Here is a 15,369-nt window from a genome sequence, read left to right on the forward strand (position 1 = left end):
TCAAAAAGTAAAGTCAATTCCAAAAGTATAGGTGGAAGTGACCGGGTACATTGCGCCGGTAGTTCCGTTGGGAGCATCAGGGTCTATGCCGGTGGGCATGTCGTCGAACGTGAACAAATTCTGGCCAGAAAAATACAGCCTTACCCGGTCAGCGAATATATTGTCCAGCACCTTTCCGGGAAGCGTATAGCCCACCGTAAGATTGCGCAGCCTCAGATAAGAGGCATCCCAGACCCAGAAGTCGGAGGTCTCAAAATTATTATGGCTGGTAGTCGCCACTAACCTCGGATACGCGGCGTCGGGGTTGTCGGGTGTCCAGTAATCGAGGTGCCATTGCTGGACATTTCCAAAATTCTGAAAGGCCCACACGGCATCTCCCCTCAGAAACACATCCCTTTTGCCTACTCCCTGCAGGAAAGCCGAAACATCAAAGCCTTTAAACCCGGCAAATAGCCTGAATCCGTAGCTAAATCGGGGAAAGGGATTACCGATAAGCACCCTGTCTTCCGAATTGATGAGCTCATCGGCTGCATCTGCTACTCCGTCGCCATCGGCATCAATGGTCAATTGGTTTTCATACCTGATATCTCCGGGCGCAAGGACTCCGATCTGAACGGGGGCGCGCTCAACTTCTCCTTGATCCTGAAAAAAGCCCACAGACCGATAGCCATATATTGAATTGATCGGGTCTCCTTCGCGATTAATACTAAATCCATCAATATAAGGGCCCGTTCCCACTAAGTCAATCACTTTGTTGCGCACGTCAGAGACATTAAAATCGGCCGAGTAGGTGAATTCTCCGATCTTATCCTTCCATCCTAGCGAAAGGTCCCAGCCCGTATTTCGTACCTTGCCAGCATTCTGGAAAGGCGGATTCAGGCCAATGGTAGATGGAATGGGAAGCTCCAGCAAAATGTCAAAAGTATTGCGGACGTAATATTCAGCGCTCATGTTCAGCCTGCCAGACAGCATGGACATATCTATGCCTATATTGCTGGTTTCGGTAGTTTCCCAGCTGACCTCCCGGTTAGCCAGCTGGGTCTGGGCAGCTCCGCTTGCCGGCTTTCCGCCAAAGATAAAATCATTACCTAGGTCTACTGTAGAGGCAAAAGGATAGTTTCCAATATTCTGGTTACCCATTCTTCCCCAGGAACCCCGCAGCTTCAGATCGTCAATAAAGCTTACTGAAGCAAAAAAAGGCTCTTCGGACACCCTCCATCCCACTGAAAACGAAGGAAATGTTCCGTATTTTCTCCCCTCATCAAACCTAGATGATCCGTCCCTTCGCACATTGGCTTCAAACAAATACCTACCCTTGTAATTATAATTGAGACGTGCGAAATAAGACTGTAGGCCCCATTCGCTGGCCGACCCATCATTCTGCATATTTTCCTTTGAGCCAACCTCCAACTGCGGGTAATCCTGGAGGGGGAAATTGTCCCTAAAAGCCTCGAACCAATTGGTATGGTTCGTGATCAGTTCATAGCCCATCAAACCCTTTACGTAATGATCGCCGGAATTCCTTTCATACTCTGCCAGGACGTTCACATTATTAGAGAAAACACGATCGTTTTTTTCCAGCAGGGAATTAATGGAAGGTATCGTGTACTCAAGCTCTTTGGTGTCAAAATTAAAAACCTGGTACTGTCGAGTAAAATGCTTTCTATAGCTATCACTGTACTCGGGTGCGTACATTACTGACAGCTTCAGGCCCTCAAGAGGTTTGTAGTAAGCCCTCAGCACTCCTCTGGCAGTATTCCGTAGGGTCTGGTTAAATCCGCCATCATTGATCGTGGCTACCGCGTTCCCTCCGCTCATACCCGGCCCCCAGGATCCATCGGAATAACGGGCGGCAAAAATGGAAGGTGTCCGATAAGCCGCCCTTAAAACGTTTGCCAGTTCGGCAGAAGGCTGATCCTGAATGGAACGGCGAGCGCTGAAGTCGAGGTTGAAGCCAACTTTTTCTGAAACAGTGATATCAGTATTGATCCTTGTTTCGTAACGTTTGGCTCCATACGCTTTTACATTTCCGTTCTGATCCATATAGCCTAGGGAACCCAAGACCCTGATCTTTTCAGTCCCTCCGGTAAGGCTCAGATAATGACTTTGCTGAAAACCGCTTTCGCTGAAAACTTCATCCAGCCAGTCGGTATCCGGATAATGATCGGGATCGGTATCCTTCCCGGCACGGTATTCATCGAGGTATTCCTGGGAATACAATGGGTCCTGCCCCATGTTCTGCCGAGCTAGGTTATAATTGACCATGTAACCATAGCCATCGAGGTAATCAGGAAGATCCGTAGGTTTTTGCCAACCCCCGTACGCATTGTAATTGACCTTGAATCCCCCAGCAGTTCCCCGTTTGGTGGTCACAAGAATCACTCCGTTTGCCGCGCGCGAACCGTAAATGGCCGCGGCAGAGGCATCTTTCAATACGCTAATACTTTCGATATCCCTAGGGTTTACTCCGTCCATGGATCCCTGAATACCGTCGATCAACACCAAGGGATTGGTTTTATTTCTGGTGCTTGTATTATCTTTACCAACTGTGCCAATACCCCGGATCGTGAGATCGGAATCATCCGCTCCCGGCTGACCCGAGCTCTGGACGGCAGTTAGACCCGGTACTACCCCCGTGAGTGCGGCAGAAGCCCTGAGTACTGGCTGCCGGGCTATGTCTTCTCCCTTTACGGTCTCCACCGAGCCGGTTACATTTACCTCTCGCTGAGTGCCGTACCCGACTACCACCACCTCGTCCAACAGCTCATCTTTTTCCGACATGGTAATGGAAAGCTTCGTTTCCCCGGCTTTCAACACGGCGTCAATCGGCTCATATCCAACCAAAGAAAAGTGTAAAGTTAGCGTATCGCCTACTACTTCTAGCTGGTACTTGCCACTTCCGTCTGTTTTCGCCAACCGTTTCCCATCTGAGGCGGAAATGGTAACCCCCGGTAATGGCTGGCTTGTAAAAGCATCTGTAACAACACCGTTTACGACCCGCTTTTCCTGCGCAATCACCGATCCCATCCAGATGGTCCCGAATAATAATAACATTAAGAATGGTTTACTCATGGTCATATTTCTATACAGTCTAACAATTGGTATGGTCTGGTCTGGTATTAAAACCACAATGCAAGTATAGCTCATTCTTACATTTGCACCAAATAAAAATTAAAAAATAAAGGCAATTAGCTAATTTTTAACCCCATAAATGTTATCGGGTCAAAAACAAAGCTGGTTTGGTTTGATCGTATTCTTCTCTACGAGTTCTATAAATTTTCCATTTGCCTCGATCCATGCAAACCCCATCTTAACACTTCACTTCAAACACTGGCGTCAATGCAATTCCAACCCCTCCACTTCCCGCACATCGTCACCTCTTATTTCCTCATATCTGCGTTTCATTTCCTGCAACTTCTCGGGCATCACCTCCGCAGGGTTGTTTTGTTCGCCAAGGTCTTCAGCCAGGTGATACAGCTGATGAGTTCGGGCGTTACCCAGTTCGATGTTCACCTGTTTGGCGACAGCCGGACCTGGATAGGGAGGTATCATCACCCAATCCCCCCTGTCTTAAGATCGTCCGTGAGGCACCCTCCAGCACCAATGCCTCCCGGCCTTGTTCACTTTCTCCCAGAAACGTGTCCAGAAAGTCCTCACTGTCCGTTCCTTCAACCTGCTGTCCGGTCAGTTTTGCCAAAGAAGCCAGCAAATCGATCTGGCATACGACCGCATCCGACACGTTGGGCCGGATTCGTCCCTTCCAGTCGATATACCCCGTGCCCAACCCCAAATGCCCTTTGCCAACGATACCGGTATGGTAGCCCGCCTGCTTCAATACTTTGGGAAAGGTCTGCTGTGCCGTATCGATCAGCAATGGTGCCGTACCAGGAAGGATTTTTGCATCCTTATTGCGCCAGGGATAAATACCTGTCATCAGGGCAAACCGGCTCGGTGTACAGGTCGAAGAGGTGACGTATCCATTGGTGAAACGGATGCCTTCATGGGCAAGCCGATCCATGTGGGGGGTAGGAATAGCTTGTGCACCGTAAGCGCCTACATCTCCATAGCCCAGATCGTCCATGTTGATGATAACAATATTGGGAAAACCCTTCCTTGTTACCTGCTGTCCATACCCTCTCCATACCATCATCATGGTGGCCACCAAGCTTCCATCGTATTTATTCTACCTTGTTGCTTTTCACCTTTTCCCAGGGCGACCATTGGCTTTCCATGCCATTCAGTTCTTCCCTGATCCTAACCTCATAGCCGGTTGGATTCCCTATCCTGATTTTAGCGGAACCTTCGAGCTCCGTAACAACTTCACGGATACCTCGTGTACTCCCGATAGGCCGGTACTGTATCCGGTAATGACTATCTTTTGATTGTACACTATACCCTACTGCGATGCCGTCGTCTACTTGCATTGCAGCCCTAATCAACGGCGGCAAAAATGCACCAGAAAAGGTGATATCGAGCGTTAACGGACTGCTTTTCCCTACGTCATTTACCGTGTATACATTCACCTGGCTTTGGGAATCGAGCCCATTTCTGGGGATATCGATCCAATGTGCTTGGGTGTTGAGTGCATCCCCTGAATGGAGTTCGACAAACATAGTTGTCTTGGGCAAGGGGGGATTGACGAATAGCCTCACAGCCGTATCGCTCATCAAGGAAGACACGACCTCCGGTTTTTCAGGTTTTTTAGCATACAAGATTTGCTCGTACACCGTATGGCCCGTTGGATTAACCAGTCTTACCGATGCGTAAGCGAACTTACCTTCCACGTTCTTCGGATAGGAAAATACATGCGACACAACCGCATCACCCGGAGCAATATCAGGCAATCCAATCGAGTCTTTGTGACGGATCTGATTGTTCTTATCGTGTAAAGCGATATGAAGTCGATACCCCCTTATGACGTAATTAGGAATGGCGTTTTCTCCCTTCGGACGGATCCTGACTGGCAGCGTTCGCTTCTTTCCTTCCAATCCTACATCCCACCCCGCAATCGGGGCAAATGCCGCTTGTATCTGATCGGCGGCTTTTTTGGGCCTTCGCCATACGTCAACGACCCCCCACGTGCGGTCGCCTCCAAGCGGCGTCCCGTGATAGTTACTTCGGTAATCGTTGTAAGTCCACAACGAAGCGCCCGCAACATATGGCAATTCAGCAATTTTATTAAACCGATCCAAAACGATCGTGCGTAATGTATCGTCAACTTGAGGGCCGATTTGGCCCTGTCCGAATTCCGTCAACAAGATCACCTTCTCAGGCCAACGGTCGTGAATGCGCTTGGCGGCCTGTACAAAATCGCCGTAGTTGTTGAAGCATACGATATCGGCGGCATCCGCAGGCTCCATATCCGGTGTGATGCCCTCCCTAAACGCCGTTAGGCTCACATAGGTCACCAACCGGCTCGTATCGAGTTGTTCTCTTACATACCGCATCATCGATTTGATGTAGTTGTATTGCTCCCTGCTCATCCGCATGTTTTGCCAATCATTGAGATCTAATACCAGTTCGTTGGAAACGCTCCAGGCCATAACCGAAGGGTGGTTATAGTCCCGTTCAATCATCTCCTTGAGCCATTGCTTTGTTAATGGATTGTTTTCAAAAGCCTGGGGGTCCTCCCGTCCCCAAACCGGTATTTCCTGAATGATGAGCATCCCTATTTTATCAGCATAAGCCAACAATTCAGGGGACAAGGGGGCATGCATCATGCGTGTCATGTTACAGCCGAGGCGCTTCATGTGGTCCAAATCCTGTTTGATCAGCCAGAAGGGCTCGGTATTTCCAACGGCTCGATGATCATGGACACGATTAAAGCCAGCTAATCGAACCGATTCGCCATTTAGGAGCAATTGTTGGTTTTTTACTTCGATGGTTCGGAAACCCAACGTCGAACGTCTACGATGCAAGGTCCTACCGTTTTCGTGGATGACCACCTCGCACGCATAAAGATGCGGGTGATCGAAATGCCACAGCTTTATGGTATCCGGCAATTTCAGGGATATCTCCTGTTTTTCCGATTTCTCCGTATCAACGAATATCGTGTAGGCGGTGTCGGCAACGGCAGTGCGGTAATCCGAATCCCCATACACGCTGATCTCCACCGTTAGCTCACGGGCATTACGCGCAATATTTTCAACGCTATACGTCATATATACCTCAGCCATTTTGGTTTGTAGGTCCACATGAGGGGTTATCAGTAATCGGTTGACTCGAACGTCTTCATACTTGACCAAAGCGACGTTTCGACTAATCCCCCCCCACGCCCACCAAGCTCCCCTGTTGTACCGATTGTCGACCACCACCGCGATCGTATTGCTTTCGCCCGCTTTCAGCAAATCTTCAACCCGAAATTCAAAGGGGGTATATCCCCCTTTGTGGCTACCCACATAATGGCCGTTTATATAAATGTATGCCGTTTCGTATACCGCTTCGAAATGTACTCGCACCACCGCCCCCTTCCAAGATGCTGGCACGGCGATTTCCCTGCGGTACATTCCTAATCCTTTGTATTGTGCATATTCCATTTCCGTATCCCAATTACCGGGAACCGTCAAAGAGCCGCTCGTGTACCATACTGTATCGGGATGCGCGAGCGGAGCGGCCTCCGCCAACGTTTCGATAGTCCGAAACGCCCAACGGCCATTTAGTGATAGGTGTTCCGCCCCGGCTCCTTCATTTTCTGCATAAACAGCGGTTATGGTTGCTACAAAAGACCACGCTATAAAAATCTGTTTGCATATAGCACTCCTCATATTATTATCTTTTGATTTTTGCACTTCTATTTTGCCTGACTGGTCTGCATACCCAGCCAAAGCGGTCCGGATGCCGTTTTGTTGCCCTCCAAATCTTCTACTTCCAATTCGAATCGCAGCTCCTTTCTGTCCCCATCAACCGGTATGGTAAATTTGAGCGAGGGTATTAATACTGCCAATAAAAAGAAACCGTGTAATTAGTGACGCGTATTTTATCATTCGGAAATCCCCCTATTAGCGTCCAACTCCACCTTAGGGATTGGCCATTGGTAAGGCTTAGATGCATCAAACGAGCGAGAAAGCACAGCATAAACCTCATATTCCATGTTGCTCACATACGGTGAAAGCTTACCTGGCCTAAATCCACGCAAGTCCTGGTAAGCTTCCTCGCCGACTTCCCAGCGCATCACATCAAATATCCGTAAGCCTTCGAATGCAAACTCCACCCGCCTTTCATGCCGGATTACGTCGATTAGTGCTTCCGGAGAAAGTCCAACGCCTTCCACATCTTCTACTTTGGGCATCGCAACACTTTCACGCTGGCGTACTTGGTTGATGAGGTCATATACCTCTGCTTCGTTATATCCACCTTGTTCTACTAAAGCTTCCGCTTCCATCAGCAATACATCCGCATAACGGATAACGATAGGATTGACCCCCGAGACATTATTGACCCCATTGTCCGTATAGTCCACGTATTTACGCACACGGAAACTCGTGAAATTTGCCGAAGCTTGTTGCGAAGGGTAATACACGATGGGGTCTCCGTTCGTTAGGTTATAATCACGGATGGAATAAGGCACGACGATTGAATAATGCAAGCGCGGATCCCGGTTCTGGAAACGGTTGTCATAACCTCCCTCTTTGATATAATTGGAGGGTGCAGCAATGCCGGTCGGCCTAATCGTCGGATCATACATTGTATTATCCGGGTCAACGATGGATAAGCCATTGGTGGAATAAAACTGCTCATATAGATCATATGACACCTGATAGCCACTCCACGAGCGGAACCGTGTATACCAAATGGTTGATAACTCGAATTGCGCCGTATGCTGTTCGAATTGCATGTCAAAGATTACCTCCTTATTGTCAGCCTCGCCTTCAGGCAGGAATAGTAGTCGGTATTCAGGCATGATTTCGTATACTCCCAACTCCCTTACTTTCTTGCAGTAATCCACTGCCTCTTCATAGCGGTGGTTGAATAGCAGCGTGCGAGCTTTTATAGCGAGCGCCGCCCCCTTTGTTGCCCGTCCTCTATTGTCAGCTGCATACTTGGGTGGCAAAAGCTCGGCAGCCGTTTCCAGATCGGCCAGCACCATTTCCACCACCTCTTCTTTCGGCGATAGTGGCTTGTCCGCTTCATCCAAGCCCTCCGGCTTTAACCGCAACGGAACATCCCCAAAGAAAAACGACAGGTCAAAGTATGCCAGCGCACGTAAAAAAAATGCTTCACCCTTAAACTGGTTGTAACTTGTCTCCGACATCTCCACTTCATCGATATAATGCAGCACGGTATTGGCCCGCAGGATAACGCTGTAATTGCGCGACCATTTATTGACTACTAAGGCCGCCTCATTATTGAAGTTCCGTGTCCATAACAATTGGTAGTCAACGTAATACCCATTGTCTACAATAAAATCCGTGTAAATCGGTTCATTACGATCCGAAATAAAGGCCTTATAAATGCCATTTACGGCCTCGCGGACATCGCGCTCTGTATTGAAATTATCCGGCGACAGAAAATCGATCGGTTTACGATCAAGAAATTCATCATCGCAAGCCGAACCAACGAATAGCAAGCTGGCAAACACACACAATTTAAAACATTTCGTAATCATAAGTCTAAAAATTAAGGTTGAAACCAAAAGAAAAACTGGCAATCTGCGGGTGGAATGCTGCTGTGACACTGTTATAGCTCCGTTCCGGATCAAATCCCTCTACAAAAGGCGTAACTAGCAGGAGGTTCTCTGCATTCACGAACACCCGGCAGCGGTTCACTTTATAGCGTTGCACAAAAGCAATGGGCAATTCGTAACCCAGTTGTACACTTTTCAAACGGAAAAATGAAGCATTGTAAATATTATAGCTGGTTACCAAGGCATCCCGTGTCTTGTCTACATATATCCGCTGGTAACGGTCGGACGGGTTTTCAAATGTCCATCTCTTATCCACCATTTCCGTTCGTATCGGGCCGTTCGTATTAAAAAACGGAGCAATCAATTTGCCATTCATGTACGCATCCGCCCCACTCACACCATGTCCGATGATGTTCAAACTGAACTGCTTATAGGAAAGATCTGCGCTGAACCCATATTGCCATTTGGGCAATGGATTTCCGATCAGCACACGATCGCCGGGTGTTACGGCACCGTTCCCGTCGGTGTCTGCCAGTTTGATATCTCCCGGAGCCGGTGAATCCATTAAGCTCGATTGGTCAGGGTACCCGTCTTTCAGCACATAGGTCCGTTCGGTATGCGGGATAGAAGGATCGCTATTTTCTTGCCAGGTAAAGTCAGACACCTGATAAACCCCTTCCATGCGGTATCCGTAGAACGATGAAAACGGATGGCCTACGACACTCCTTATGTTGGCGGTATGGTCAATAAAGGGCAGACCGCCGAGATCGGTCAGCTCATTGGTGAGGTAGGTTAAATTCGCTGCAATCGCGTAGTTCAACCGATCTTTGTGTGGCGTAGACCTATAGCCCAAGTTGATTTCGATTCCTTTATTGATCATCGTACCCACATTCTGATACGGCAACGAGCTTACCCCCAATGAGGGCGGGATTGTAACCCGGGCCAAAATATCAAATGTTTTTTTGGTAAAAAAATCAGCCTCCAAGTTGAACCGGTTCCACAACACGAGGTCAAGCCCTACGTTGGTTTGTTCGGTCGTTTCCCACCTTGTCGCTTGGTTGGCCAACAACGTTGTCCCGCGGCCCGGAACGATGACGTTTCCGAACGCATAATACTCCTGACCACTCATCTGGTCTGCAAATGCATACTGCGACCAGATATTCTGGTTACCCAAGCGGCCCCACGAGGCTCTCAGTTTCAGGTTCAGGAAATCCCATTGCTTCAGGAAAGGCTCTTCACTGATTCGCCATCCGGCGGAAACCGATGGGAAGTTACCCCAACGGTTTGCTTTTGAAAAACGGGATGAACCGTCCCTCCGAAAATTCACTTCCAGCAAGTACTTGTCAGCGAACACATAGTTGAATCTGCCGAAATACGACGAGGTAGCAAACTCATAAGCCAAACTATTGAGGTAAAGGGTATTTGGATCACCATAGTTAAAAATCGGGGCATTGCTGGATAATTCCAAAACAGAGCCGTCGTCACGTTTGTAGATCGTTTCTAGTTTTTCATGTGCTGCAAAAAACTGCATGTCGTGCTTTCCGGCGGTCAACCCGTAATCCAGGGATAACAAAAACGTATTCTGGTCCCGTTTCAAAAACCGCTTTTCCAATGAAGACTGCCTTTTGTTGGTCGAGCTTTCCAAAAAATCACCGGCAGTATAAAATTCCGGAGAAAAATTCACGTATTCGTCTCCATATTTATTGTTTGACAGCAACAGTTTTCCCACAAGGTTTTTCACCGGCTCCAATTCCACCGAAGCACGGGTGTTGAGGTTATTCGCCATTGAATTTATTCCTCCCCCCAGCTCCCTCGCCGCAAGAAACCGAGCATTATAGCCATAGAGGTTCTCATTACCTGTGAGTGTGTCGATAGACCGTATGAAAGCAGCGGGTGACATGCCCGCAATCTCCGACATGACGGAGTTGGTCGCTGAGGTAAGTTCATCCACACGTTCCCGGTATCCAACAGCACCCAACCCCAATCGAAGTTTATTGTTAAAAAACGAACCTGACAAATTGCTATTGAATGAAATCCGATTTGCACCCGTTCCGATCAACACTCCCTGTTGGTCTTTATATGCCACGGAGTTTGAGAATCGGTAGTTCTTATTTCCCCCACGCAGCGCGATATAGTGATTTTGCATCTGCCCCTGCTTGAAATAGGTATCATACCAGTCTGTGCTGGGATATCTGGAATCGGTTTGGTTCCGATACAATTCGACTACGGCATCACTATAAACTGGAGGCTGACCCACATTTTGGCGGGCCTCATTAATCAGTCGCGCATACGTATAAGAATCCACGGTTTCAGGCAATCGGGTCGCATTGCTTACGGAGAGCGTACCGTTGTAGTCGAGCTTCAACCCATCCCCGTCAGCAGCACCGCGTTTTGTTTCAATTACAATTACCCCAGCAGACGCGCGTGAACCATAAATAGCGGCGGAAGCAGCATCTTTCAACACGGAAACCGAAGCGATGTCATTCGGACTCACATCATTCAGGTTAGCCTGCACACCATCTACAATTACTAACGGTTCGTTATTGTTGTCTATGGAGGAGACACCACGTATTCGGATTTCAGACATATCGTCGCCGGGCCTGCCCGAGTTCTGTACAATACCCACGCCAGCAGCCTTCCCCTGGAGCAGTTGGTCGACGCTCGTTAGCGCCCTACCCTCCACTTCATCTACCTCCACGGAGGCAACGGCACCGGTTAGGTTGGCCTTTTTCTGCGTACCGTATCCAACCACGATGGCTTCTTCTAGCCCAATTACATCCTGCTTTAGGATAATATCAAGGTGTGTATCGTTGGTTACTGGAACAGTTTGAGACATATACGATATGCTCGAAAACTGCACTTGCATGGTTTTCTCCGAAATGACCAACGAAAATTCGCCTTTTTCATTGGTGCGTGTAGCGGCTGTACCGTCATCCGGCATTACATTTACGCCAGCGACCGGCTCTCCGGCCTCATCAAGTACAGTACCGGTGAGCTTTCGCGATTGCGCCCAAGTGTAATTTGTGACCACACAAAGCGCTAATAGTACAATAAACGTTAATCTCATTTGTTCATCATTTAATAGTCATTATAATTGGTTCGCTCAAAATGATTACTCAGTTGGTGCCAATGCCACTCCTCTGAATAATGTAAACGGTGGTGCCGAGGCAATTACCACTGGCGTTGCCGATAATGTGGTATTGTATCCTCCGCCGTCAACTATCTTCACCAATTCTCCCCCTCCGTTTACCGATCCCGCATTTTTCCGTGTCGCGAACAATTCTACTGCACCGGTTCCAACCCTTCCGGCAAGGCCCCGATATTGGTCGGCTGACGTACCGACTTGTCCATTTAATGTCCATGAACCACCCACTAGCGAATACTTGGACAAGGCACCGCTCCATTCATCTGCCACATACAGGACGTCAACCCCGAGTACCATATCTGAAAGGTCCGCTAGAAAAATACCATAGGGGCTCCCTTGGTCATTGGGTATCCCCGGCAGGTTAGCCATCACCTGTCCCGAGGTGGTCGGAAGCCCGGTTCCTACTGTTGCTACCCGGAATCCGGTGGCCGTGGATGAGGCATACAGCTGATTACCAAAAATCGTTAGACACCTTCCCGTTGAAGATACGAGCGTGTGTGACGCCGTGTTTCCTGTGGCAACATACCGGATACCATTACCCCCGCCCGTTACCCAAATTTTGCTGCCATCATCTGTAACCGCTGAGCGAACCGCAACGTTTCCAAAAGCAGGCAATGCCGTCGTCGTATTGACCTGTCCACGGTCACCGACCAATGCGACCACCCTGTTCACCACATTGCCTGCAGTTGCCACCACATTACTATAACCCGGTGCGGCATCGTAACCCGCCAATGCCAGGTATTTTCCGTTGGCCGACCGCGACAAGTAGCCTTCAGTTTGGTCTGTTGCCGATACCGATAGCGTCAGGCGCTTACTTGCTCCAGATACCGAAACCGGCATCGGGATGGAACGCACCAAGGTACCCTCGTTCGTATATTCCTCCAGAAAAACGGGATGCGCTGCCCCAAGCACCAACTGCCCGGCGCCATTACCTATGCGGACTACCACCAGGTTTCCCTCGCCGAAAGGCTGCAGCCCGAGGAAGTTGTCGTCATGCACTACATTGCTGACTCCGCCTATCCGTTCGGGTGTAAACGCCGTATCGGTGGTGAGCAAAATCTTGTCGCACCGGGCGTGGTATTGCGAGCTATCGAACACATCCAATATATTCACGCCTTCGTTAAGATAAAACACCCCTCCAGCTTGCCAGTCATATCCATGGGTCCCATGTGTACCAAACGTCGTGGCAGATTCCACTCCATTCACCAGTACTTTAAACTGCCGCGTACCCGGAGCCGTGTTAAAGTCCCGTGACCGTACCCATAGCCGGTAATTGCCGGCGCTGTTGATGACAATCCCCGTCCGCGCTGTCAACGCAGCAGAGTCGCGGCCTGAATCGAAACTGGTGAACCCTTTGACCACCAAAGCATTGTCGAGATCCCGTTCGATATTCCAATTGTTAGTATGAATAAAATCCTCAGCTTCTATCCAAAGATCCGTTCCATTTGAGTGCTGCGGGCCACGAATCGAATCCAGGTAATTGATAAACGGTACCTTACGGATTTCATATTCCGCTGATGAAATCTCATAAGCCCTGATGTAATCAAAATACATCGTTCCCGAGTTTGTAGCATCCGGTTTTGTCGCGATACAGGTCAACCAAGCATAGAAATCGTGCTGGGGCACATCGCGCATATCGATTGTTTTGAGCAGTTCGCCCTCAAAATAATAATTTAAGTAGTCCGGCGTATATTCAAAACCATAGGTGTGATAGTCGGCCGCAAGGTCTTGTGTCGTCGTCACGTAATCCCTGTTTACACTCCCTTGGTAAGGCCCCCATTCTATAGCGCCGTAAGTAAATTTAAACGCATCATAATCACCATAATGCTCAAAACAATCAATTTCCAACCTACGTCCCCCCTCGTCGGTCAATGGGTTAGGGTCGCCAAATCCGCTGCTACCGGTCGTCCAGAACGCCTCATGCCAGCCATATCCTCCATCCATTTTAGCACGCACTTCATAATACCCATATCCATTCGGGATATTGGTAATTATCCCCCCGCCGGTCAGGTTTTGCCCCATATACTCTTCGCATTTCAGCGAAATCACCAGCTTGCCGCTATCCAAAGAAACATTTTCAGGTCGCTGATAGCTCTCTTGACTTACCCCGATCCGATACTTCCATCGAATCGTATCAAGAGACAAGGAATCAAACTCATCAGCCCATGTGTGTGCATACCCCGGAATTGGCGCCACCGCTGCCATCAATCCATCTGTTCCAGCGAACCGATCCAATACCTTCTTATTACAACCGAGGGCTAAGGACGAAATTAAAAGAATGTAAATAATTGGTCTCATAATTATTAAGTATATTTGATTATTTCCTTTGCGTCGATAAGCAGAAAACTATTCAATATGTTTATTATTGGTATGGTCTGGTCTGGTAAGTAAACCACGGTGCAAGTATAAATGATTTTAAACATTCAATCCAAATTATTTTTGAAATAGTTACCCAACACATTGATTTTAAGTTAAAAACAAATCATATCTAAAAAACAAATGGCTGGTTTGGTTTGATCCAGTAAATTATTACTTTTGTCAACTAAGCGCGCGTAAATTCATGACAAGTCTTAAAAATTTGATTCCAAAGGCAAAAATTAACGACACTAATACAGGTAACCGCATGAAATACCTGCAATTGGTTGATTATATCAATGCACTTATCGAGTCCGACCAACTGCACATCGGAGACCGACTCCCTTCGCTCAAGCAACTGGAAAAACAGTTGGGCATGAGTAAGGAAACCCTACTCAAAGGATTGAACTACTTATCGGAAAAGGGCATCATCGAGTCCGTCTACCGCAAGGGTTATTACGTAAGAAAGAAGTCGGTGAGCCACACCTACCGCGTATTCCTCCTGCTAGACAAGTTGAACGTGATGCGTGACAAATTATATCATACATTGTTCGACCAGCTTAAGGATGTAGCCGATGTGGACGTATACTTCCACCATCATAATTTCAAGGTCTTCGAAAACCTCATCCGTGAAAATCTCAATGGATACACCCATTTCGTAATCACCACATTCCTCAAGGAAGACCCTGCGGAAGTTTTAAATCTTATCCCCGCGCAAAAGCGCATTATTATTGATTACAACCAAACCGGTTTGGATGGTGATTACGCTTGTATATACCAGGATTTCGAACACGACATCTATGATGGCCTAACCCAGCTAAAAAACCAGCTATCTAAATACAAAAAACTTGTCCTCATCGCTCCTACTGAAGCGACACATGCCCGCCATGTAGTGGAAGGCTTCTTGCGGTTTTGCATGGAACATGAATACCCCTATGCCATTCAACATGAGGTCGGGGCCGGTAATTTTAAAAAGGGCAATACCTACATCACCTTCAGCAGGTATGATACGGATGACGTGGCGCTTATCAAACTAGCAAGATCGAAAGGCTACAGATTAGGCAAGGATATTGGCCTTATCTCCTATAATGATACGGCCGTGAAGGAAATTTTAGAAGATGGCATCACTGTCATTTCCACCGACTTTGAAGCAATGGCCAAATCGGTGAGCAAAGCGATTATCGGTAAGGAAACCGTCGTGGTCCGCAATCCGACACGCGTCATTGTGCGCCAATCACTGTGACTC

Annotated in this window: 9 protein-coding genes; 1 reads left to right on the forward strand and 8 read right to left on the reverse strand. The window is 48.2% G+C overall.

Annotated elements, in window-relative coordinates; translation table 11 throughout:
• From NF543_RS15380 to NF543_RS15415, 8 genes are all read right to left on the reverse strand, one after another.
• Positions 1-3,072, reverse strand: coding sequence for a SusC/RagA family TonB-linked outer membrane protein (locus tag NF543_RS15380; RefSeq protein ID WP_257668892.1), 3,072 nt, complete (start codon positions 3,070-3,072; stop codon positions 1-3).
• A gap of 264 nt (positions 3,073-3,336) precedes the next feature.
• The gene (locus NF543_RS15385; protein WP_257668891.1) at positions 3,337-3,513 is read right to left on the reverse strand and encodes a hypothetical protein; all 177 of its coding nucleotides are present in this window, start codon (positions 3,511-3,513) and stop codon (positions 3,337-3,339) included.
• On the reverse strand, positions 3,494-4,153 hold the full coding sequence (locus tag NF543_RS15390; RefSeq protein WP_257668890.1) for a sulfatase-like hydrolase/transferase: 660 nt from the start codon (positions 4,151-4,153) through the stop codon (positions 3,494-3,496). The genes NF543_RS15385 and NF543_RS15390 overlap by 20 nt, the downstream gene beginning before the upstream one ends.
• Before the next feature lie 25 nt (positions 4,154-4,178).
• A complete protein-coding gene (locus NF543_RS15395; protein ID WP_257668889.1) occupies positions 4,179-6,764 on the reverse strand; it encodes a glycoside hydrolase family 2 protein in 2,586 nt (861 codons plus the stop codon).
• Between the two features lie 26 nt (positions 6,765-6,790).
• Positions 6,791-6,943 carry a hypothetical protein gene (locus NF543_RS15400; protein WP_257668888.1) on the reverse strand — a complete coding sequence of 51 codons (153 nt, stop codon included), beginning with the start codon at positions 6,941-6,943 and terminating at the stop codon, positions 6,791-6,793.
• A gap of 36 nt (positions 6,944-6,979) precedes the next feature.
• A complete protein-coding gene (locus NF543_RS15405; protein ID WP_257668887.1) occupies positions 6,980-8,605 on the reverse strand; it encodes a RagB/SusD family nutrient uptake outer membrane protein in 1,626 nt (541 codons plus the stop codon).
• Between the two features lie 4 nt (positions 8,606-8,609).
• Complete coding sequence (locus tag NF543_RS15410) at positions 8,610-11,690, reverse strand: SusC/RagA family TonB-linked outer membrane protein (RefSeq protein WP_257668886.1); 3,081 nt, start codon at positions 11,688-11,690, stop codon at positions 8,610-8,612.
• Between the two features lie 45 nt (positions 11,691-11,735).
• Positions 11,736-14,066, reverse strand: a complete 2,331-nt coding sequence (locus NF543_RS15415; RefSeq protein ID WP_257668885.1) for a glycoside hydrolase family 16 protein — start codon at positions 14,064-14,066, stop codon at positions 11,736-11,738.
• A 262-nt stretch (positions 14,067-14,328) separates the two neighbouring features.
• Between NF543_RS15415 and NF543_RS15420 the strand changes: the two genes are divergently transcribed.
• Complete coding sequence (locus NF543_RS15420) at positions 14,329-15,366, forward strand: GntR family transcriptional regulator (protein WP_257668884.1); 1,038 nt, start codon at positions 14,329-14,331, stop codon at positions 15,364-15,366.
• The last annotated feature ends 3 nt before the right edge of the window (positions 15,367-15,369 follow it).

This window comes from Parapedobacter tibetensis, from assembly GCF_024704835.1.
GTDB lineage: Bacteria > Bacteroidota > Bacteroidia > Sphingobacteriales > Sphingobacteriaceae > Parapedobacter > Parapedobacter tibetensis.

Excerpts from the sequence above, each read along its gene's own strand:
- NF543_RS15390 (WP_257668890.1), bottom strand. The coding sequence starts at position 4,153 with ATGATGATGGTATGGAGAGGGTATGGACAGCAGGTAACAAGGAAGGGT.
- NF543_RS15410 (WP_257668886.1), bottom strand. The coding sequence starts at position 11,690 with ATGAGATTAACGTTTATTGTACTATTAGCGCTTTGTGTGGTCACAAAT.
- NF543_RS15405 (WP_257668887.1), bottom strand. The coding sequence starts at position 8,605 with ATGATTACGAAATGTTTTAAATTGTGTGTGTTTGCCAGCTTGCTATTC.
- NF543_RS15415 (WP_257668885.1), bottom strand. The coding sequence starts at position 14,066 with ATGAGACCAATTATTTACATTCTTTTAATTTCGTCCTTAGCCCTCGGT.
- NF543_RS15395 (WP_257668889.1), bottom strand. The coding sequence starts at position 6,764 with ATGAGGAGTGCTATATGCAAACAGATTTTTATAGCGTGGTCTTTTGTA.
- NF543_RS15420 (WP_257668884.1), top strand. The coding sequence starts at position 14,329 with ATGACAAGTCTTAAAAATTTGATTCCAAAGGCAAAAATTAACGACACT.
- NF543_RS15380 (WP_257668892.1), bottom strand. The coding sequence starts at position 3,072 with ATGAGTAAACCATTCTTAATGTTATTATTATTCGGGACCATCTGGATG.